Genomic DNA, 20,513 nt, shown 5'->3' on the forward strand with positions numbered 1-20,513 from the left:
CGATCGAACCGGCCCCGTGGCCTTCGGAGACCGCCGGTCGCCGCTTCCTGGGTGTGTCCGGAGACCTCCCGAACACGAACCCTGGGGACCCGGGTGGCTCTCAGTGGATGGTGCGGCCGCCCTGCCACACGCGCAGCGTGTGCAGGCCCATCGACCACGCGAAGGCACCCTCGTGGTCGGCGTCCCACTGCACCAGGTCGGCCAGCATGCCCGGGGCGATCATGCCCCGGTCGTTGAGGCCCAGGGCGTGCGCGCTGCCCGCCGTGGCGGCGTTGAGCGCCTCCTGGACGGTCATCTCGAACATGGACACCGCCAGGGAGATGACCAGCGGCATGGACGTGGTGCCGGACTGCCCCGGGTTGTGGTCGGTGCCCAGACCCACGGGGACGCCGTGGTCGAGCAGGGCGCGCACCGGCGGGGTGCGGCGCTCGTGCAGGGCGGTGGTCGGGCAGGCCACCACGGGCGTACGTGTGGACGCCAGGGCGAGCAGGTCCTCGTCGTCGGCCTCGTGGACGAGGTCGACCGAGGAGCAGCCCAGTTCGGCGGCCATCCGGACCGCGCCGTGCCGGGGCCGCGAGCAGGCGTGCAGGGTGGTGCGCAGGCCCACGGACTGACCCACGCCCAGGAGCATGTGGGCGTCCTCCGTGGTGAACTGCTGGTTGTCGCAGTAGACGTCCACGCCGTCGGCCCCGGCCATGGCCGCGTCGCTGAGCCAGGAGGCGGCGGTGGCCACGTACTCCTTGGGGCGGCCGAAGAACTCGGGCGGGACCCCGTGCGCGGGGAAGAACGTGACGTGCAGGCGGGGCATCCCGGGTTCCTCCTCCAGGGAGCGCAGCAGGCGCACGTCGGCGAGCTCGCCGTCCCGGGTGAGGTGGTAGCCGGTCTTGGCCTCCACGGTGGTGCTGCCGGAGAGCACCCAGTGCCGGAGCCGTTCCCGGACCGCGTTGCACAGCGTCCAGGGGTCGGTCCCCCGCGTGATGGTGACGGTGGTGGACACCCCGCCGCCCGCGGCGAAGATGTCCGCGCGGGTGGCGCCCTTGGCCCACATGTTGACCTCGGCGTAGCGGTCGCCCGCGTAGACGGGGTGGCAGTGGGCGTCGACCAGGCCGGGGGTGACGAGTCCGCCGCCGATGTTGACGACCTCGTCGACCTCGGTGAGGTCCTCCATCACTCCGGGGATGCGCTGGGGGAGCTCCGCCGCGTGTCCGACCCAGGCGATCCGGTCGTTGTCCATCAGGATGGCGGCCTTGGTGAGCAGCTCGATCCCGGTCCACAGCCGACCGATGTTGGTGAGGAGTACTACCGTCATGGGGTGGTCCGCCCTCGCCGGTCAGATCCGCCGCGGGACGCGCGGAGCAGGGACGTGGCGTGCACGGGCGGGCATGGCGACCTCGTATCTGGATGCGATTCCGACAGGCCGTGGGCGACCCGGAGTCGCCTCGCGGTGCCGTGACAGTGGGGGTTCGCATCGGCCCGGGGGGATAGCGATCACTGCCGGCCAGTGCTCCAAAACCGTAGTCCATCCTCGGAGCCCGTGTACACCTCCCCGAGAGGACGAATGCGAGCGTTATCGAGCGAAACTCGCAAGCCCGCAGAGTGATGAAGACCACCCGGACCCTTGCTGAACTGGTATTCCCCTCTCGGGTGCGATGACTCGGCGCGGTTCAGGGGAAACGTGAGGGCCCCGGGCTCGGCTCCCGGAACACGGTGGTTTCGACACGACGCGGCCGGAACGTCCCGTGGACGTTCCGGCCGTGCGGTTCCCGACGCCCGGTCTCAGGCGTTGCTGGGCGTGTACTCGTCGAGCTTGGCCGCGAGCAGCTCGGGGACGAAGGCGTGCAGCGCCGTCCCGTCTCCGGTGTGCTCCTCGCTGATGATGCGGCCTTCCTCGTGCACCCTGGCGATGAGGTCGCCCCGTGAGTACGGGACCAGGGCGCGCACCTCCTTGGCGAGCTCCGGCAGCGCCTCGGCCAGCGCGGTGACCAGATCGGACACCCCTTCTCCGGTGCGCGCCGACACCTCGACGAGGTCGGGGTAGCGGGTGCGCAGCGTCCTGAGCGTGTCCGGGTCGGCGGCGTCGACCTTGTTCACCACGATGAGCTCGGGCACGTCCACGGCCTCGATCTCCGCGAACACCTCGCGGACCGCGCTGATCTGCTGCTCCGGGTCGGGGTGGGAGCCGTCGACCACGTGCAGGATCAGGTCGGAGTCGGCCACCTCCTCCAGGGTGGAGCGGAACGCCTCGACCAGCTGGTGCGGCAGGTGCCGGACGAAGCCGACGGTGTCGCTCAGGGTGAAGCCGCGACCGTCGGGCGTGCGGGCCTGACGGACGGTCGGGTCCAGGGTGGCGAACAGCGCGTTCTCCACCAGCACGCCCGCACCGGTGAGCCGGTTGAGCAGGCTCGACTTGCCCGCGTTGGTGTACCCGGCGATCGCCACCGAGGGCACCTCGCGGGTGCGGCGGACGTCCTTCTTGACCTCGCGCGCGGTGCGCATGTGGGCGAGTTGACGGCGCAGCTTCGCCATCTTGTCGTTGATGCGCCGCCGGTCGGTCTCGATCTTGGTCTCACCGGGACCGCGCAGGCCGACGCCGCCGCCCGCGCCGCCACCGCCGGAGCCGCCCGCCTGTCGGGACAGGGAGTCGCCCCAGCCGCGCAGTCGCGGGAGCAGGTAGTTGAGCTGGGCGAGTTCGACCTGGGCCTTGCCCTCGCTGCTGCTGGCGTGCTGGGCGAAGATGTCGAGGATCAGGGCGGTCCGGTCGACCACCTTGACCTTGACGACGTCCTCCAGCTGGCGCAGCTGGCCCGGGGTGAGCTCGCCGTCGCAGATGACGGTGTCGGCGCCGGTGGCCTCGACGATGTCGCGCAGTTCCGCGGCCTTGCCCTTGCCGACGTAGGTCGCGGGGTCGGGCTTGGAGCGGCGCTGGGTGAGTCCTTCGAGGACGAGGGCGCCCGCCGTCTCGGCGAGCGCGGCCAGCTCGGTCAGTGAGTTGTCGGCGTCGGTCTGGGTCCCCCTGGTCCAGACGCCGATGAGCACGACCCGTTCCAGGCGCAGCTTCCGGTACTCGACCTCGGTGACGTCGGTGAGCTCGGTGGAGAGCCCCTGGACGCGGCGGAGCGCGTGCCGTTCGGCCAGCTCCATCTCACCCTGGTCGGGCGCGGGGCCCTGGTCCTCGTAGTGGTCACCGCCAGCGGCTCGGCCGCCGACGGTGCTCTCCTCACGGAAGTCGTCCCCGACGTGGGCCTCGTGCCCCGCGTGGTCGCTTCCGTGGGTGTCAGCTGTATTCATATCCCTCCAGGTGGGTCAACGCATGTGCCGCCATGGTTCTTCCCGGAGCGGGTACGACGGCCCGTGGTCACGATGCTCGCACTTCCGCCCGGGCAGGGCATCCGAATTATCGCAGGGAACGTGACACAGGCCATTCCTCCGCGCGGGCGCGTGAGACTCTTGGAGTAGATCGGATACTCAAGAAGCGCGGATCTTTCGTCGGAACTTTCGAGATCCTTCCGCCTTCAGGAAGAACTCCACTGATCAAGCGCGTGAGTGACGTTGACCGCTCGACATCAAGATAGTAGCTTCATTTCCACATCCCAGAAGCTTGTTTCGTATTGCGGAAGGTTTTCCATGGGCGCCACGCACGGGGTCGAGATCACCGGCCCCCTCAACGATCGGTTCGACGAGATCCTCACCGAGGACGCCCTCGCCCTCGTCGCCGAGCTGCACCGCACCTTCGAGTCGCGCCGCCAGGAGCTGCTGGCCGCGCGCCGGACCCGCGAGGAGCGGATCGCCGCCGGAGAGGACCTCGACTTCCTCCCCGAGACCAGGCACATCCGCGAGGACGACAGCTGGAAGGTCGCTCCGCCCGCCCCCGGCATCACCGACCGCCGCGTCGAGATCACCGGGCCCACGGACCGCAAGATGACCATCAACGCGCTCAACTCCGGCGCGAAGGTGTGGCTGGCCGACTTCGAGGACGCCAACACCCCGCTGTGGGAGAACATGATCCAGGGGCAGCTCAACCTGCGTGACTCCCTGGACCGCGAGATCGACTTCACCTCCCCGCAGGGCAAGACCTACGCCCTCAAGGACGACTCCGAGCTGGCCACGATCGTGGTCCGCCCGCGCGGCTGGCACCTGGACGAGAAGCACATCCTCGTCGACGGCCAGCGCGCCAGCGGCGGCATCGTCGACTTCGCGCTGTACTTCTTCCACAGCGCCAGGCGCCAGATCGCCAAGGGCAAGGGTCCCTACTTCTACCTGCCGAAGATGCAGAGCCACCTGGAGGCCCGCCTCTGGAACGACATCTTCGTGCTGGCCCAGGAGCGCCTGGAGATCCCCCGCGGCACCATCCGCGCCACCTGCCTGATCGAGACCATCCCGGCCGCGTTCGAGATGGAGGAGATCCTCTACGAGCTGCGCGAGCACTCCGCCGGTCTCAACGCGGGCCGCTGGGACTACCTCTTCAGCATCATCAAGACCCACCGCACCCGTGGCCGCAAGTTCCTGCTGCCCGAGCGCAACGCCGTCACCATGACCGCCCCGATGATGCGCGCCTACACCGAGCTGCTGGTCAGTACCTGCCACAAGCGCGGCGCCCACGCGATCGGCGGCATGGCCGCCTTCATCCCGTCCCGCAGGGACGAGGAGGTCAACCGGAACGCGTTCGCGAAGGTCCGCGACGACAAGTCCCGTGAGTCCGGCGACGGCTTCGACGGCTCCTGGGTCGCCCACCCCGACCTGGTCCCGATCGCCCGCGAGATCTTCGACGGCGTCCTGGGCGACCGTCCCAACCAGATCGACAAGCAGCGCCCCGAGGTCGAGGTGTCCGCCGCCGACCTGCTCGCCGTGGACCAGACCCCGGGCGGCGTGACGCTCGCCGGGCTGCGCGGCAACGTCAACGTCGCCCTCCAGTACCTGGCGGCGTGGATGGGCGGCAACGGCGCGGTGGCGATCCACAACCTCATGGAGGACGCCGCCACCGCCGAGATCTCCCGGTCCCAGATCTGGCAGTGGCTGCACAACGACGTCACCCTGGACGGCGGCGAGAAGGTCACCGCCGAGCTGGTCAGGCAGATCATCGGTGAGGAGCTGGCCGCCATCCGCGAGGCGCTCGGCACCGGCTTCAACGAGGACCTGTACAAGCAGGCCAGCGAGCTCTTCACCGAGGTCGCGCTGGACGACGACTACGTCGACTTCCTGACCCTGCCCGCCTACGAGCGCATGCCGTAGCGGACCGGACCCCCGTCCAGCGCGGCCAACCTGGACGGATCGGGCCGGTCCGCGGAGTTCGCCTCACGGACCTGCCCAGCACCGGTTTCACACAACGAAATGCCGTTTCCACCGTGCCCCTTGCTTCCGCAGGGGGCACGGTCGTACGGTCCCCTTGCGAGCCGCAGTCGGAGAGCGCCACCCCCAGCCGTGTTCTCCGTACGGAACCGGGAGGCGCCCATGACCACGTCCGCACCCGACACGCCCACGGTGCTGACCGCCCTGGTCCCCCGGCTGCGCGAGATCTGCGGTGACGACGGGGTCCTCACCGACCCCTCCCAACGGCGCGTCTACGAGAGCGACGGCCTCACCTACCACCGCGCCACCCCCGGAGTCGTGGTCATGCCGACCACCGCCGAGCAGGTCGCCGCCGTGATCCGCCTCTGCGCCGAGCACCGCGTCCCCTACGTCCCGCGCGGGGCGGGCACCGGCCTGTCGGCGGGCGCGCTCCCCCACACCGAGGGCGTCCTCCTCGTCACCTCGCGGATGCGCCGCATCGTCGAGATCGACGTCGAGAACGAGTGCGCGGTGGTCGAGCCGGGCGTGGCCAACCTCGACATCACCCGGGCCGCGAGCCCCCACGGCTACTACTACGCGCCCGACCCCTCCAGCCAGCAGGTGTGCTCGGTGGGCGGCAACGTCGCGGAGAACTCCGGCGGCGCCCACTGCCTCAAGTACGGGTTCACCGTCAACCACGTGCGCGGACTCCAGATCGTCACCCCGGCGGGCGAGATCGTCGAGCTCGGCGGCAAGGCACCGGGCGCGCACGGCTACGACCTCATCGGGGCGTTCGTCGGCTCGGAGGGCACCCTGGGCGTGGCCACCCGCGTCACCGTGTCCCTGACCCGCTCCCCCGAGAAGACCGTCACCCTGCTGTCGGCGTTCACCTCGCTGGACGCGGGCGGCGAGGCGGTGAGCGCGATCATCTCCGCCGGGGTGCTGCCGTCCGCCATCGAGATGATGGACGCCCTGGCCATCGAGGCCGCCGAACGCGCCGTGGCCTGCGACTACCCCGAGGGCGCGGCCGCCGTGCTGGTGGTGGAGCTGGACGGCCCCGCCGAGGAGGTCGACGCCCAGCTGGAGCGGGTCACCGCCCTGTGCGCGGACGCCGGTTCCTTCGAGACCCGGGCGGCCAGCGGTGCCGAGGAGCGCGCCCTCATCTGGAAGGGACGCAAGTCGGCCTTCGCCGCCGTGGGCCGGATCAGCCCGGCCTACATCGTCCAGGACGGGGTGGTGCCGCGCACCGCCCTGGGCGAGGTCCTGGGCCGGATCGCCGCGCTGTCGGAGGAGTCCGGGATCCGGGTGGCCAACGTGTTCCACGCCGGCGACGGCAACCTGCACCCGCTCGTGCTGTTCGACGACTCCGAGCCCGGCGCGGGCGAACGCGCCGAGCGGGTGTCGGGCGCGATCCTGGACCTGTGCATCGAGCACGGCGGCTCCATCACCGGGGAGCACGGGGTGGGCGTGGACAAGGCGTGCAAGATGCCCCGCATGTTCGACGACGCCTCGCTGGAGACCTTCGACCTGTTCCGGCGGGCCTTCGACCCGGACGGGATCGCCAACCCGGAGAAGCTGTTGCCCACGCCGCGCCTGTGCGGTGAGAGGCCGGGGGTGCGCACCGGGGTGCACCCGCTGGTGGAGTCCGGAGAGGCCGAGCAGTTCTGAGCCGCCGGGCCGCGGCGGAGACGACGAGGGCCGGGAGGCCGAGGGTGAACCTGGATGTCGATGGCTGTGACCTGCGGGAGGCGACCGTTGAGGACGCCGTGTGCGGGGTCGTGCCCCGGTACGTGGCGGCGCCGTCCGACACCGACGCCCTCGCGGGGGTGATGGCGGCGGCGCACCGGAGCGCGCTCTCGGTGACCGTGCGTGGTGGCGGCACCGCCCTGGACTGGGGTGGGCCGCCCCGCTCCCTGGACCTGGTGGTGGACGTCTCCGCGCTCTCCTGGATCGACCACATCGCCGGTGACCTGGTGGTGGAGGTCGGCGCGGGCACCCCGGTGGCCGAGCTGTACGCCGCGCTCGCCTCCGCCGGACAGCGGCTGTCCTACGACCCGGTCCGGCTCGGCGGCACGGTGGGCGGGGCGGTGGCCACGGGGGTGAGCGGGCCGCGCCGTCTGCTCTCCGGTGCCCTGCGCGACCTCGTGATCGGGATGACGGTGGTGCGCGCGGACGGGGTGGTGGCCAGCAGCGGCGGCCGGGTGGTCAAGAACGTGGCCGGGTACGACCTCGCCAAGCTGCACACCGGCGGGTACGGCACGCTCGGCGTGATCGCGTCGGTCGCCTTCCGCCTGCACCCCCTCCCGGAGTCCCTCCGGGTCGTGAGCGCGCGCGTGTCCTCCCGGTCGCGGGCCGAGGAGGCCCTGGCCGCGCTGAGGTCGACCTCCGTGGTGCCCTCAGCCGTGGAGCTGGACTGGCCCGCCGAGGGGCCGGGGCGGTTGGACGTGGTGTTGGAGGGCACCCCGGCCGGGCTGGAGGCACGTGCGGAGCGGACGGTGCGGGCCCTGGCCGAGTACGGTGCCGACGGCCCGCCCACCGTCTCCGAGGAGCTGCCCGACGGCTGGGGCCTGCTTCCCGCCGAGGGCACCCTCGCCCTGGTCACGACCCCGCCGGCGGAGAGCGTCGCGGCCGCCGCGTGGGTGTCGGAGGTGTCCGGCGCGGTCGACGCGGGCGCCCACACGCACGGGTCGGCGTCCACCGGGTCCCTGGTCGTCTCCTTCCCCCCGGGTACCGACCCGGAGAGGATCGGGCTGGTGGTCGACGGCGTGCGCTCGGCCACCGAGCACCCGCTGGTCCTGCTGCGCTCCGAACCGGACGTGCGCGCCGCCGGGATCAGCCCGTGGGGCGAGGTCCCGGGCCTGGGCCTGATGCGCGCGGTGAAGGACTCCCTCGACCCCGGGCACCGCCTCTCCCCCGGCCGGTTCGCCGGGGGGATCTGAGCCACCCGACCCCACCCGTTCGCCTCGATCCCAGGGAGCCCGCGTGACCGACCTACCGACCGATCCGGCCAGTGGTGGTCCCGGCGAGCGAGAACGGCTCTTCGGTGACCTGCTGAACGACTGCGTGCACTGCGGGTTCTGTCTGCCCACCTGCCCCACCAACGTCCTGTGGGGCCAGGAGATGGACTCCCCGCGCGGGCGCATCCACCTCATGGGCCAGATGCACGAGGAGGACGTGCTCACCGGAACGGCGGTCGGGCACTTCGACAACTGCCTGGGCTGTCTGGCGTGCGTGTCCTCGTGCCCCTCCGGGGTGGCCTACGACGCCCTCATCGAGCACACCCGGTACCGGGTGGAGGAGGAGCACCGGCGCACCCCGGGCGAGCGGGCGCTGCGCGGGGCCGTGTTCTCGCTCTTCCCCCACCGCGGGCGGCTCAGGGCGCTGCGCGGGCCCTTGCGCGCCTACCAGGCGAGCGGGGTCTCCGCGTTGGTCCGCAGGTCCGGGTTCCTGGACCGGATCTCACCGACCCTGGCCACCATGGAGCGGATCGCCCCGCCCCTGTCGGCTCCCCCTCCCCCGCTGCCCGAACTCGTCCCGGCGGTCGGTGAGCGGCGCGCCCGGGTGGGCATGCTCGTGGGCTGCGTGCAGGGCGCGTTCTTCCCCGAGGTCAACACGGCCACGGCCCGGGTGCTGGCCCTGGAGGGCTGTGAGGTGGTGATCCCGCGTGCCCAGGGGTGCTGCGGGGCGCTGTCGGGGCACTCGGGGCGACTCAGCGAGGCGGCGGAGTTCGCGAAGGGCCTGATCGAGGTCTTCGAGGCCCGCCAGGTGGAGCGGATCGTGGTGAACTCCGCCGGGTGCGGGTCCAGCATGAAGCACTTCGACCGGACCCTGGACGAGGCGGGGGCGGGACCGGCGTGGGTGGGGCGGGCGCGGGCGGTCTCGTCGAAGGTGGTGGACCTGACCGAGTACCTGGTGGCCCTGGGCCCGCGCGCCGAACGCCACCCGATCCCGCTCCGCGTGGCCTACCACGACGCCTGTCACCTGTCCCACGGTCAGGGCGTCACGGGCCAGCCGCGTGAGCTGCTTCGGCAGATCCCCGGGCTGGAGGTGGTGGACCTGCCCAACAAGGAGGTCTGCTGCGGTTCGGCGGGCGTGTACAACCTGTTCAAGCCGGAGGCCGCGAGCGAGCTGGGCGACCGCAAGGGCGCGGACGTGGCCTCCACCGGGGCCCGGGTGCTGGTGTCGGGCAACCCCGGCTGCTCCCTCCAGATCGCCTCCGCCATGGAGCGCGCGGGTTCGTCGGTGGCGGTGACCCACACCGCCCAGATCCTGGACGCGTCCCTGCGCGGCCTGGACGCGGGCCGGTTCACGGGGGCACACGGAGGCGGGTGAACCGTGCGGGGACCGGGCGGCGGCGGGGAGAGCACCGATCGCCGCCTGTCCCTTTCCTCCGATGTCCCGGAGACGAGACGGGGGATTCCCGCACGTCAGCCCCGAGGGCGCCACGCACGACGACACCGTCCGCGACGCCTGCGACGACGCCTTCGACGTCGCGGCGCGGAACGCGCTCTCCTCCCCGCGCTGAACCGCCGGGTCCCGTCAGAGCAGGATGGTCTCGCCCTCGGCGACGATCACGGCGGGGCCGGTCAGGCGGGCGCCCGAGGCGTCCACGTGGACCGTGCACTCACCGCCGGGAACGCGGACCCGCCACGTGGCGTCCTCGCCCTCGGGGGTGGCGGCGGCCGCCGCCGCCACGATGCCGGTGCCGCACGAGCGGGTCTCGCCGGAACCGCGCTCGTACACGCGCATCTCCAGCACGCCGGGGCCCGCCTGGGAGTACACCTCGACGTTGGCCCCCTCGGGGAAGGCCTCGGTGTCGAGCACCGGAAGCTCGGTCAGGTCGATCCCGGCCACCGGGGCGTCGACCTCGCAGGCCAGGTGCGGGTTGCCCACGGAGATGCGGGCGCCGTGCACGACCTGTCGGGCGAGCTTGGCCGAGGAGGTGCCCAGCCGCTCCACCCGGCCCATGTCCACGGTGACGGCACCGTCGGACTCGATCACGACGCCCTTGGCACCGTCGCGGCTGCCGACCTCGAACCGGTCGTCCGTGACGAGTCCCGCGTGCCGCAGGTAGTGGGCGAAGACCCGCACACCGTTGCCGCACATCTCCGCGACGCTGCCGTCGGAGTTGCGGTAGTCCATGAACCACTCGGTCCGCTCGGCGGTGCGGGCGGCCGGGGCGAGCGCCTCGCCCAGCGCGCTCGTGCGCACCACCCGGAGGACGCCGTCACCCCCGATTCCGGCCCGTCGGTCGCACAGCGAACGTACGGTCTCCTCCGTGAGCTGGAGCTCCCCGTCCGGGTCGGGGAGGATCACGAAGTCGTTCTCGGTTCCGTGGCCCTTGGCGAATCGCATGCTGGCCATCCTAGACGCGCGCACCCAGGTCATCGAACGGAGCGCCGTCCCACCGAACTCCCACCGTTCTCTCACCCGCTCTGGCCCCGGAGCGGGCCGGACGTGGCTACGCTGGGGGGATGATCAAGGTGATCGCGGTCGTGGGCCCGACCGCTGTGGGCAAGTCGGACCTGGCCGTCGATCTGGCGGAGTGGTTGGAGGAACGCACCGGGCGTCGGGGCGAGGTGATCAACGCCGACTCCATGCAGCTCTACCGGGGCATGGACATCGGTACCGCCAAGCTCCCCGTGGACGAGCGCCGGGGCGTGCCGCACCATCTGCTGGACATCTGGGACGTGCACGAACCCGCCGATGTCGCCACCTACCAGACGCTCGCCCGCGAGCGGGTGGACGACTGCGCCGACCGCGACGTCATCCCCGTCCTGGTGGGCGGTTCCGGGCTGTACGTGCGCGCCGTCCTGGACCACATGGAGTTCCCGGGCACCAATCCCCGCGTGCGGGCCCGGCTGGAGAACGAGCTGGCCGACGTCGGCCCCGGACTGATGCACGCCCGCCTGGCCGAGGCCGACCCCGAGGCCGCCCGCACCATCCTGCCCGGCAACGGACGGCGGATCGTGCGTGCGCTGGAGGTCATCGAGCTGACCGGGCGCCCGTTCACCGCGAACCTGCCCGACCACACCTCCTTCTACCCGTGTGTGCAGCTCGGGCTGACCGCCCCGCGCCCCGAACTCGACGAGCGCATCGACCTGCGGGTCGAGCGCATGTGGGACCAGGGCCTGCTGGAGGAGGTCCGCCGCCTCGACAAGCAGGGTCTGCGCGAGGGGCGCACCGCGTCCAAGGCGCTCGGCTACGCGCAGGCGATCGCCCAGCTGGACGGGGAGATCACCGAGACCGAGGCCAAGGAGCAGACCGCCCAGGCCACGCGCCGGTTCGCCCGCCGCCAGGAGTCGTGGTTCCGCCGTGACCCCCGGGTGCACTGGCTCCCCTACGACGCCCCGAACCTGCTGGAGCGGGCGATGACCCAGGTGGAGTCGGCGCTGTCGGGGCGCACCGAGGAGCCGGGCGAGGCCCTGGTGGACATCGCCACGCTGCTGCCGAACTCCCAGCGCTGAGCGCCGTCCGGGCTCACGCCCAGGCGGCCACGAAGTACCCCACGCCGTAGGGCGCCTCGTAGGCGAGGAGGTCCCCGCTGAGGGCGCCCTCCGGGGCCGCCCCGGCCAGGACCTGCCAGGCGGGGCGTCCGGCCACCATGAGTTCGAGGGCCAGCTCGGGGTCGAGCCCGGCCAGGTGGGCGGTGTCCGCCTTGCCCAGGGCCTCGGCGACGGCGTCGTCGTGGGGGACGGCCCGTTCGTCCACGTACCCCGGTGAGTGCTCGGTCCTGCGGGCGCTTCCGTCCCCCATGACCAGCAGCGCGACCCGGTCCGCCGAACCGGCGAGTTCCGCGCCGAGCTCCGCCGCGCGCTCCGGCGTGGTCCCGGAGGATACCTCCAGGTAGCCGTCCGATGTCAGGCCGCCGCGTTCGGCCAACCAGCGCCCGGTCGTGGCGGCCAGGTCCAGGACGGCGGGTTCCGGTCCCACCCGCAGGGCGACTCCGAAGCTGGCGAGGTCTCCCCCCGCCTCGGGCCCGAACAGGTGCTCGCGCGGGCCCCGACCCACCACGAGCAGGCGGTCGGCCCCGGCGCGGACCAGCCCGGCGACGGCGCGGTCGCAGGCCGCGCGCAGGGCGTCGAGGTCCGGCGCCGCCCCCCGGGCGACCTCGGGGAACAGCACGGGCGGATGCGGGCACACGGCGGCGGCGATCAACACAAGGGCGAGGCTATCGTTCCCGTCCGCTCCGGTTTCCCGTCCCCTCCGGCGCGCGCCACCGGTTTCCCTCCCGGGGGCTTGTCCCGCGACGCGATCTGGCCTAGCTTTGACTGTGTGACCGGATTTGAAATCCAGTCACAGAGTCAGAAGGATGCGGACCGGGAACGGAGGTCTGGATATGGTCTTCGCGTCAAGGCTGGTGAGTGCCCTCACCGGCGGCCCCCGCACCGAAGGAGCCGTACGTGTCCCCGTCCGCCGACCACAACACCCAGGACCGACCCGCCTCCGGACGCGAGCTACGGGCCGACCGCATCCTCGACGCCACGGAGGAGCTGATGGTGTCCTGGGGTCACCGCAAGACCACCATCGACGACGTCGCCCGCCGGGCGGGGGTCGGCAAGGGGACCGTCTACCTGCACTTCCCCACCAAGGAACGGCTCTTCCTCACCGTCGTGATGCGCGCCCAGCACGACATCGTCGGCCGCCTGCTGGACCGTATGCGCGAGGACCCGGAGGCCGCCCGACCCAGCGAGATCGCGCGCCACATCTACCTCCTCCAGTTCGACTCCCCCGTCATCCACGCGCTCTACAACAACGGCAACGAGGACCTCAACTCCTTCTCCCGTGCCTTCCCCAAGCTGGTCAGGGACCTCTCCGAGGCCCGCCAGAAGGCCCTGAGCGAGTACTGGGACCTGCTGGAGGCGCACGGGGTCCTGAGCCCGCTGATCCCCACCGAACAGCAGTTGTACGCCTACAGCTCCACGGTCATCGGACACATGCTCTCCGAGCCCCTGCTCGCCCGGCAGGGCTACCCCGTCCCCGACCGCACCGCCCGGGCCGACCTGGCCGCACGCAGCATCCGCCTGCTCCTGGAACAGGACGTGACCGAGGCCGCCATGAGGGCGGTGCAGGCGGGGACCATCACCCTCTTCTCCGGACTCGACCAGATCCTGACCGGCGAGATCGAGGAACAGAAGCGCGTCAAACGCAGCACGTAGACCCCAGGAGGGGCACATGCCTACCGCCGCACCCGTCACGGACCACTCCCGCGACCCCGAACCCGTCAACATGCGCGACGAGGAGTTCGCCGCACGGCCGCTGGAGGTGATCGAGCGGATCCGGGCCGCGGGCGGTTCCGCGCCGGTCCTCTTCCTCGACGGCCAGCCGGGTCGGGCCTTCGTCGACGACGACGACGTGCGCACCATCCTCAGCGACCGGCGGTTCGTCGTCGACCCTGAGAACGTGCCCGAGGGGTTGGAGAAGACCCGGCGTTCGGACGCCCTGGTCGCCCAGGGCCTGCGCCGCGACCTCGTCACCTACCTGACCGAGTCGATGCTGGACAAGGACGGCTCCGACCACGCCCGCCTGCGCAAACTCGTCTCCCGCACGTTCACCGTGCGCCGCGTCAACGAGATGCGCCCGAGGGTCGAACGGATCGCCGCCGACCTGCTCGCGGAGCTCCCCGGGCACGCGGACGAGGACGGTGTGGTCGACCTGATCGAGCACTTCGCCTACCCGCTGCCCATCACGGTCATCTGCGACCTGGTGGGGGTCCCGGTGGCCGACCGCGCCCAGTGGCACGTCTGGAGCCACCAGCTCACCCAGTTCGACCCGTCCCGGCCCGAGGTGATGAACGAGACCCTCGGCGCGATGATCGACCACATCCAGGCGATGATCAGCGAACGCCGGGAGCACCCGCGCGAGGACCTGCTCGACGCGCTGGTGCGGGCCCGGGACGAGGGCGGCGGCCGACTCTCCCAGAGCGAACTGGTGACGCTGGTCTTCACCCTGGTCATCGCGGGCCACGAGACCACCGCGCACCTGCTGGGCAACGGTACCCGCGCGCTCCTGGAACACCCGGACCAGCTCGCCCGGCTCGGCTCCGACCCCGGGCTGCTGCCGTCCGCCGTTCACGAGATGCTCCGCGTCGGCGGGACCGCGGTCGCGGTCAAGGCCCGGTACGCGACGGAGGAGGTCCGGCTCACCCGTGGGACGGTGGCCGCCGGAGAACGGGCGGTGGCGCTGGTCGCCGGAGCCAACCACGACCCGGCCACCCACCCCGAGCCGCACCGGTTCGACGTCACCCGGCACCAGGGCAGGCCCGGCGAGGCGCACGTGGCCTTCGGGCACGGCGCGCACTACTGCCTGGGCGCGGCCCTGGCCCGCCAGGAGGGCGAGGTCGCGTTCGGCGCCCTGCTCACCACCTACCCGGAGCTGTCCCTGGTGCCCGGCCGCCCGCCGGTGCCCGACGCCGTCCCCGGGATGCTGCGACTGAGGGAACTGCCGATCCGGCTCCGGCCCGCGGGGGCGTGAGCCGCGTACGAACGGCACGAGGCCCCCGGCGCGTGTGCGCCGGGGGCCTCGGTGGCGTGCGGATCAGGCGTCGCAGCAGCCGCCGGCGGGGGCGGGCTGCTCGTCCGGAACACCGATCTTCGGCATACCCAGCAGCACGTCCGGCTTGGTGACCTGGACCGGCCTGCCCTGGCGGGCGTCCCAGGCGTCACCGGCGCGGGTGCGGCGCAGGTTCCCGATGCCGGAGTCGGCGACCAGGTGGTGCGGGGCGGCGTAGGTGACCTCGACGGTGACCATGTCGCCCGGGCGGGGCTCCTCGGAGTCGCCCACGGCGAAGTGCACGAGGCGGTTGTCGGGGGCGCGGCCGGAGAGGCGACGGTGCTCGCCGTCCTTCTTGCCCTCGCCCTCGGAGACCATCAGTTCGACCTCGCGGCCGACCAGCTTCTGGTTCTCCTCCCAGGAGATCTGGTCCTGGAGCTCGACGAGCCGCTGGTAGCGCTCCTTGACGACCTCCGGCGGGATCTGGCCGTCCATGGTGGCGGCCGGGGTGCCGGGGCGCTTGGAGTACTGGAAGGTGAACGCCATCGCGAACCGGGACTCGCGGACCACGTGCAGGGTCTGCTCGAAGTCCTCCTCGGTCTCACCGGGGAAGCCCACGATGATGTCCGTGGTGATGGCGGCGCGGGGCATCGCCGCGCGCACCTTCTCCACGATGCCGAGGAAACGCTCCTGGCGGTAGGAGCGGCGCATGTCCTTGAGGACCTTGCTGGATCCGGACTGCAGCGGCATGTGCAGCTGCGGCATCACGTTGGGCGTCTCGGCCATGGCCTCGATGACGTCGTCGGTGAAGTCGCGCGGGTGCGGGGAGGTGAAGCGGACCCGCTCCAACCCCTCGATCTCGCCGCAGGCGCGCAGCAGCTTGGAGAAGGCCTGCCGGTCTCCGAACTCGCTGCCGTAGGCGTTGACGTTCTGGCCGAGCAGCGTCACCTCGGTGACGCCCTCGTCGACCAGGGCTCGGACCTCGGCGAGCACGTCACCGGGGCGCCGGTCCTTCTCCTTGCCGCGCAGCGCGGGCACGATGCAGAAGGTGCAGGTGTTGTTGCAGCCGACCGAGATCGAGACCCAGGCCGCGTAGGCGGACTCGCGACGGCTCGGCAGCGTGGACGGGAAGTGCTCCAACGCCTCCGCGATCTCGACCTGCGCCTCGCGCTGGACGCGGGCGCGCTCCAGCAGCGTGGGCAGGGAGCCGATGTTGTGGGTCCCGAACACCACGTCCACCCAGGGGGCGCGGCGCACGATCTCTCCGCGGTCCTTCTGGGCGAGGCAGCCGCCCACGGCGATCTGCATCCCGGGGTTGGCGTCCTTGACCGGGCGCAGGTGACCGAGGTTGCCGTAGAGGCGGTTGTCCGCGTTCTCACGGACCGCACAGGTGTTGAAGACGACGATGTCTGCGGTGGTGTCCTCAGCTGCGCGATCGTACCCAGCGTCCTCCAGCAGACCGGAGAGGCGCTCGGAGTCGTGGACGTTCATCTGGCAGCCGTAGGTCCGCACTTGGTAGGTACGACTCTGGCTCACCGTTCCAGGCTATCCGCTTCGCGGCGGCGTCCAGGACGCTCGCGCGGCGCCCGACCCGGGGGCACCGGGCGGAGCCGCCCGGCCCACCGGTGACGGCCACCGGAACCGGAGCGGATTCGGCCGCCGGGGACCGTTATGGACAGGTCGGGTGACCGGTTACCGGGGGCACGGTTTCCGGGGCGAGCTCTGGGCCGCCGCCCCTCTTCCTGAAGAGCTCCTTAAGGCGGAAAGTCTGTTTCCGAGAAAAGGGACGCTCCGTAACACACCAGTAATCTCCGCCCCGACCCCCGGGCCAGAACCTCCCGTGTGACCTGGAGGGACGACACCAACAGCGAGCAGGCCCGGAGTTCCGACTCCGTCACTGAGAGCGACCGACGGAAACTCTGGAGAGCGACTCCGACACTCCGCGCGACAAAAGCCTTCTTACACAGCGAAACCGATAACGGTTTTACCAATCACGCCGTAACAACTCAGCTACTCCTGGGTCAAGCAGCGTTTTCGTGATGACACGGCAACTTGGACCCATTAGGTTCCGATGCATGACTTCAACTCCTCTCGTCGTGCTGGAGAACGTCAACAAGCACTTCGGCGACCTGCACGTGCTCCGCGACATCGATCTGACGGTTAACTCCGGCGAGGTGGTAGTCGTCATCGGCCCGTCCGGGTCCGGCAAGTCGACGCTCTGCCGCACCATGAACCGGCTCGAGACGATCGACTCCGGTGTCATCTCCCTGGACGGCCAGCCCCTGCCCGCCGAGGGCCGAGGCCTGGCCAAGCTGCGCAGCGACGTCGGCATGGTGTTCCAGTCGTTCAACCTGTTCGCGCACAAGACCGTGCTCCAGAACGTGACGCTCGGCCCGATGAAGGTGCTCCGCCAGTCCAAGGCCGACGCCGATGCCCGCGGCATGGAGCTCCTCGACCGTGTACGGATCGGCAACCAGGCGCACAAGTACCCCGCGCAGCTCTCCGGCGGGCAGCAGCAGCGCGTGGCCATCGCCCGCGCCCTGGCGATGAACCCGAAGGTGATCCTCTTCGACGAGCCGACCTCCGCCCTGGACCCCGAGATGGTCCAGGAGGTCCTCGACGTCATGACCGACCTCGCCAGCGAGGGCATGACCATGGTCGTGGTCACGCACGAGATGGGCTTCGCCCGACGCGCCGCGAACCGGGTCGTGTTCATGGCCGACGGCCAGATCGTCGAGGAGAACACGCCCGACGAGTTCTTCACCAACCCCCAGTCGGAGCGGGCCCAGGACTTCCTGTCGAAGATCCTGACCCACTAGGTTCCCCGAGCCCCGGGCTCCCCCAGATCTTCGCGTTCTTCGCACGCTCAAGGAAGAGGTACCCCACATGCGAGCACGTCGTTTCAACACCATCCTGGGCGGCGCCGCCGTCCTCGCCCTGGCCCTGTCCGCCTGTGGCACCGCCGAGGTCGGCGGTGAGGGTGACGGCGGCTCCGGCGACGGCGGCGGCGACACCATCACCATCGGTGTCAAGTACGACCAGCCGGGCCTGGGCCTGAGCGAGGGCGGCACCCCCGCCGGTTTCGACGTCGACGTCGCCACCTACATCGCGGGTGAGCTCGGCTACTCCCCGGAGCAGATCGAGTGGACCGAGGCGGCCTCCGCCAACCGTGAGTCCTTCCTCCAGCAGGGCACGGTCGACATGATCCTCGCGACCTACTCGATCACCGACGAGCGCCGCCAGGTGGTCGACTTCGGTGGCCCGTACTACGTCGCCAAGCAGGACATCCTGACTCAGGCCGACAACTCGGACATCAACAGCCCCGAGGACCTCAGCGGCAAGATCCTGTGCTCGGCCTCCGGCTCCCGCTCGGCGCACAACATCACCGAGGAGATGGAGATCGACGCCGAGCTGCGCGAGGCGGGCAACTACTCCGAGTGCCTGGAGCTGCTCAGCAACGGCACCGTCGACGCCGTCACCACCGACAACACCATCCTCGCGGGCTTCGCCGCCCAGAACCCGGACGACTTCCGGATGGTGAACAACCCGTTCGGTGAGGAGAAGTACGGCGTCGGCCTGCCCGCTGGCTCCACGGACCGCTGCGAGGAGATCAACGCGGCCATCACCAAGATGTGGGAGGACGGCTCGGCCGTCGAGTACCTGGAGGACGCCTTCGGCGCGACCGACTTCGCCTACGAGGAGTCCGTCCCCGAGCTCGAGGCCTGCGCCTAAAAACGTCATCTGACCTTGTTCGGAAGGTGGGGCCGGGACCGCCCGGCCCCACCTTCCGAGCCTTGACCGGCTGGGACCTATGGAAGCCTTTCTCAGCAACATCGACAGGGTCGTCGACGGTTTCTCATGGACCGTCCGGCTCACCCTGTTCAGTGCCGTCTTCTCGTTCATCCTCGGCATCCTGCTCACCGCGATGCGGGTGTCCCCCGTCCCGCTGCTGCGCGGTCTGTCCACCGCCTACGTCGAGGGCATCCGGAACTCACCCCTGACTCTGGTCCTGCTCTTCTGCGGACTGGGCCTGAACAGCGCCCTCGGGCTGAGCCTGGCCGACACCGTGGCCTGGGACGTGTTCTGGTGGGCGGTCATCGGACTGTCCGCCTACACCGCGTGCTTCGTGTCCGAATCGCTGCGCGCCGGTATCAACACCATCCCGCTGGGCCAGGTCGAGGCGGCCCGTTCCCTGGGCCTGACCTTCACCCAGAACCTGCGTCTGATCGTCATCCCGCAGGCGCTGCGGACCGTCGTCGGTCCGCTGGGCAGCGTGCTGATCGCGCTGACCAAGAACACCACCGTCGCCTCCGTCGCGGGGCTGGGCGTCCAGGAGGCGTCCCGGGAGATGAAGCTCATGTTCGACCAGGGCATCGCCCCGGTCCTGCCGACCTTCGTCGGATTCGCGATCGGGTTCCTGATCCTGACCCTGCCGATGGGTTACTTCTTCGGCTGGCTCGCCAAGCGAGTGGCGGTGGTCCGATGAGCGCGCAGGCCGTTCTGTTCGACGCTCCTGGGCCCAAGGCCAAGGCGCGCAACGTCCTCTACACGATCTTCACCGTGGCCCTCGGGCTGGTCGGGCTGGCCGTGCTGTACCTGGGGTTCAACCGGACCCTGAGCGAGCGCGAGTCACCCCTGTTCTCGGCGCAGACCTGGGCGGTCAACCCGTCGGGGCAGTGGGCCGCGGAGAAGTGGGAACCGTTCCTGCGGCCGGAGACGTGGACGGGCTACGTCCTCCCCGGTCTCCAGAACACGCTGACGGCGGCGCTGACCGCGTCGGTGCTGGCGGTGCTGTTCGGCCTGGTCTTCGGTATCGGCCGGCTGTCCGAGCGGTGGTGGATCCGCATCCCGTCCGGGGCCGTCGTGGAGTTCTTCCGCGGCATCCCGCTGCTGATGCTGATCTTCTTCACGATGGCGCTGCCCATCGTGGCCTGGCAGCTCTTCGACATCCCGACCGGCACCTTCCAGGTGACCGCGCTGGTCGCGGTGGTCACGGGCCTGACGCTGTACAACGGTTCGGTGCTGGCCGAGGTGTTCCGCGCGGGCATCCTCGCCGTGCCGAAGGGTCAGGCCGAGGCAGCGCAGTCCATCGGTATGAGCCGGACCCAGACGATGTGGACCATCCTGATCCCGCAGGCCATCACCTCGATGATGCCCGCGATCGTGGCCCAGCTGGTGGTCCTGCTCAAGGACTCCGCGCTGGGTTACATCATCGCCTTCCCGGAGCTCCTGCGCAGTTTCACGCTGGTCGCCACCCGGGAGAGCAACGTGATCCCCGCGGCGATCATCTGCGCGATCATCTACATCATCATCAACCTGTCGCTCAGCCGGTTCGCGATCTGGCTGGAGCGCCGCAACGCCCGACGGGGCAGGCCCTCCGCCAAGGCGACGGCGGCGGGCGGCGCGCCCACCGCCGTGACCGGCGCCCCCGGCGGCGCGCCGGTGTCCGGTGGCGCGGCGGCGGCGTCCGGTTCGGTCGCCACCGAGACCGACGAGGGTCCCGAGCGGAACGAACCCGCCTCGGACGACGGAGGTTCCGACCCTGACGGGGACTCCGGTTCCAGCGGGGACTCCGACTCCGGCGGCGACGGGGGTTCGAGCTCGTAACCGAGCTCCCCGGCCACACCCGCGAAGGCCCCGTGGACGCACCCCGAGTGCGTTCCACGGGGCCTTCGTCGTGGGTGGCACCGGTGTCCGGCTCCGTTCGGCGGCGTCACCGGGGGTCCACACCGCCGTCACCGACCTCCGGCCGACCC

Annotated in this window: 17 protein-coding genes; 12 read left to right on the forward strand and 5 right to left on the reverse strand. The window is 71.0% G+C overall.

Features of this window, described 5'->3' with window-relative positions; all coding sequences use genetic code 11:
- Nucleotides 1-100: 100 nt before the first annotated feature.
- On the reverse strand, nt 101-1,309 hold the full coding sequence (locus AC0VYM_RS21335) for an amidohydrolase family protein (protein ID WP_475454879.1): 1,209 nt from the start codon (nt 1,307-1,309) through the stop codon (nt 101-103).
- A gap of 467 nt (nt 1,310-1,776) precedes the next feature.
- Entirely contained in the window at nt 1,777-3,288 is a 1,512-nt protein-coding gene (gene hflX / locus AC0VYM_RS21340; RefSeq protein ID WP_475454881.1) for a GTPase HflX, read from the reverse strand.
- A gap of 336 nt (nt 3,289-3,624) precedes the next feature.
- Between hflX and aceB the strand changes: the two genes are divergently transcribed.
- The 5 genes from aceB to AC0VYM_RS21365 all read left to right on the forward strand — a co-directional run bounded on the left by aceB (nt 3,625) and on the right by AC0VYM_RS21365 (nt 9,790).
- Complete coding sequence (gene aceB / locus AC0VYM_RS21345) at nt 3,625-5,229, forward strand: malate synthase A (protein ID WP_475454883.1); 1,605 nt, start codon at nt 3,625-3,627, stop codon at nt 5,227-5,229.
- Nucleotides 5,230-5,448: 219 nt separating this feature from the next.
- The gene (locus AC0VYM_RS21350) at nt 5,449-6,933 is read left to right on the forward strand and encodes an FAD-linked oxidase C-terminal domain-containing protein (RefSeq protein WP_475454885.1); all 1,485 of its coding nucleotides are present in this window, start codon (nt 5,449-5,451) and stop codon (nt 6,931-6,933) included.
- A gap of 44 nt (nt 6,934-6,977) precedes the next feature.
- The gene (locus AC0VYM_RS21355; protein ID WP_475454887.1) at nt 6,978-8,204 is read left to right on the forward strand and encodes an FAD-binding oxidoreductase; all 1,227 of its coding nucleotides are present in this window, start codon (nt 6,978-6,980) and stop codon (nt 8,202-8,204) included.
- Between the two features lie 43 nt (nt 8,205-8,247).
- Nucleotides 8,248-9,597, forward strand: coding sequence for a (Fe-S)-binding protein (locus AC0VYM_RS21360; RefSeq protein ID WP_475454889.1), 1,350 nt, complete (start codon nt 8,248-8,250; stop codon nt 9,595-9,597).
- A gap of 61 nt (nt 9,598-9,658) precedes the next feature.
- Complete coding sequence (locus AC0VYM_RS21365) at nt 9,659-9,790, forward strand: hypothetical protein (protein WP_475454891.1); 132 nt, start codon at nt 9,659-9,661, stop codon at nt 9,788-9,790.
- A 14-nt stretch (nt 9,791-9,804) separates the two neighbouring features.
- Here the strand turns inward: AC0VYM_RS21365 and dapF are convergent, their stop codons facing one another.
- A complete protein-coding gene (gene dapF, locus AC0VYM_RS21370; protein WP_475454893.1) occupies nt 9,805-10,620 on the reverse strand; it encodes a diaminopimelate epimerase in 816 nt (271 codons plus the stop codon).
- Nucleotides 10,621-10,739: 119 nt separating this feature from the next.
- Between dapF and miaA the strand changes: the two genes are divergently transcribed.
- Nucleotides 10,740-11,732 (forward strand): tRNA (adenosine(37)-N6)-dimethylallyltransferase MiaA, encoded by a 993-nt coding sequence (miaA, locus tag AC0VYM_RS21375; protein WP_475454895.1) that lies wholly within the window; start codon nt 10,740-10,742, stop codon nt 11,730-11,732.
- A 13-nt stretch (nt 11,733-11,745) separates the two neighbouring features.
- Here miaA and AC0VYM_RS21380 read toward each other — a convergent pair whose 3' ends face one another.
- Complete coding sequence (locus AC0VYM_RS21380; protein ID WP_475454897.1) at nt 11,746-12,426, reverse strand: class III extradiol dioxygenase subunit B-like domain-containing protein; 681 nt, start codon at nt 12,424-12,426, stop codon at nt 11,746-11,748.
- A 242-nt stretch (nt 12,427-12,668) separates the two neighbouring features.
- Here AC0VYM_RS21380 and AC0VYM_RS21385 point away from each other — a divergent pair, with 242 nt between their 5' ends.
- Together AC0VYM_RS21385 and AC0VYM_RS21390 are read left to right on the forward strand one after the other, a co-directional pair.
- On the forward strand, nt 12,669-13,424 hold the full coding sequence (locus tag AC0VYM_RS21385; protein WP_475454898.1) for a TetR/AcrR family transcriptional regulator: 756 nt from the start codon (nt 12,669-12,671) through the stop codon (nt 13,422-13,424).
- 16 nt (nt 13,425-13,440) lie between these two features.
- Nucleotides 13,441-14,739, forward strand: coding sequence for a cytochrome P450 family protein (locus AC0VYM_RS21390; protein WP_475454900.1), 1,299 nt, complete (start codon nt 13,441-13,443; stop codon nt 14,737-14,739).
- Nucleotides 14,740-14,802: 63 nt separating this feature from the next.
- On the opposite strand, the gene miaB is transcribed toward AC0VYM_RS21390, so the two are convergent.
- Entirely contained in the window at nt 14,803-16,269 is a 1,467-nt protein-coding gene (miaB, locus tag AC0VYM_RS21395; protein WP_475463155.1) for a tRNA (N6-isopentenyl adenosine(37)-C2)-methylthiotransferase MiaB, read from the reverse strand.
- 563 nt (nt 16,270-16,832) lie between these two features.
- On the opposite strand from miaB, the gene AC0VYM_RS21400 reads away from it, so the two are divergent.
- From AC0VYM_RS21400 to AC0VYM_RS21415, 4 genes are all read left to right on the forward strand, one after another.
- Entirely contained in the window at nt 16,833-17,576 is a 744-nt protein-coding gene (locus tag AC0VYM_RS21400) for an amino acid ABC transporter ATP-binding protein (protein WP_475454902.1), read from the forward strand.
- Nucleotides 17,577-17,643: 67 nt separating this feature from the next.
- Nucleotides 17,644-18,489, forward strand: coding sequence for a glutamate ABC transporter substrate-binding protein (locus tag AC0VYM_RS21405; RefSeq protein ID WP_475454904.1), 846 nt, complete (start codon nt 17,644-17,646; stop codon nt 18,487-18,489).
- Between the two features lie 79 nt (nt 18,490-18,568).
- Complete coding sequence (locus tag AC0VYM_RS21410; protein WP_475454906.1) at nt 18,569-19,243, forward strand: amino acid ABC transporter permease; 675 nt, start codon at nt 18,569-18,571, stop codon at nt 19,241-19,243.
- A complete protein-coding gene (locus AC0VYM_RS21415; RefSeq protein WP_475454908.1) occupies nt 19,240-20,364 on the forward strand; it encodes an amino acid ABC transporter permease in 1,125 nt (374 codons plus the stop codon). Before AC0VYM_RS21410 ends, AC0VYM_RS21415 begins: the two co-directional genes overlap by 4 nt.
- The last annotated feature ends 149 nt before the right edge of the window (nt 20,365-20,513 follow it).

The organism is Nocardiopsis sp. iso_237 (assembly GCF_056173345.1).

Excerpts from the sequence above, each read along its gene's own strand:
- AC0VYM_RS21335 (WP_475454879.1), bottom strand. The coding sequence starts at position 1,309 with ATGACGGTAGTACTCCTCACCAACATCGGTCGGCTGTGGACCGGGATC.
- hflX (WP_475454881.1), bottom strand. The coding sequence starts at position 3,288 with ATGAATACAGCTGACACCCACGGAAGCGACCACGCGGGGCACGAGGCC.
- aceB (WP_475454883.1), top strand. The coding sequence starts at position 3,625 with ATGGGCGCCACGCACGGGGTCGAGATCACCGGCCCCCTCAACGATCGG.
- AC0VYM_RS21350 (WP_475454885.1), top strand. The coding sequence starts at position 5,449 with ATGACCACGTCCGCACCCGACACGCCCACGGTGCTGACCGCCCTGGTC.
- AC0VYM_RS21365 (WP_475454891.1), top strand. The coding sequence starts at position 9,659 with ATGTCCCGGAGACGAGACGGGGGATTCCCGCACGTCAGCCCCGAGGGC.
- dapF (WP_475454893.1), bottom strand. The coding sequence starts at position 10,620 with ATGCGATTCGCCAAGGGCCACGGAACCGAGAACGACTTCGTGATCCTC.
- miaA (WP_475454895.1), top strand. The coding sequence starts at position 10,740 with ATGATCAAGGTGATCGCGGTCGTGGGCCCGACCGCTGTGGGCAAGTCG.
- AC0VYM_RS21390 (WP_475454900.1), top strand. The coding sequence starts at position 13,441 with ATGCCTACCGCCGCACCCGTCACGGACCACTCCCGCGACCCCGAACCC.
- AC0VYM_RS21400 (WP_475454902.1), top strand. The coding sequence starts at position 16,833 with ATGACTTCAACTCCTCTCGTCGTGCTGGAGAACGTCAACAAGCACTTC.
- AC0VYM_RS21405 (WP_475454904.1), top strand. The coding sequence starts at position 17,644 with ATGCGAGCACGTCGTTTCAACACCATCCTGGGCGGCGCCGCCGTCCTC.
- AC0VYM_RS21410 (WP_475454906.1), top strand. The coding sequence starts at position 18,569 with ATGGAAGCCTTTCTCAGCAACATCGACAGGGTCGTCGACGGTTTCTCA.
- AC0VYM_RS21415 (WP_475454908.1), top strand. The coding sequence starts at position 19,240 with ATGAGCGCGCAGGCCGTTCTGTTCGACGCTCCTGGGCCCAAGGCCAAG.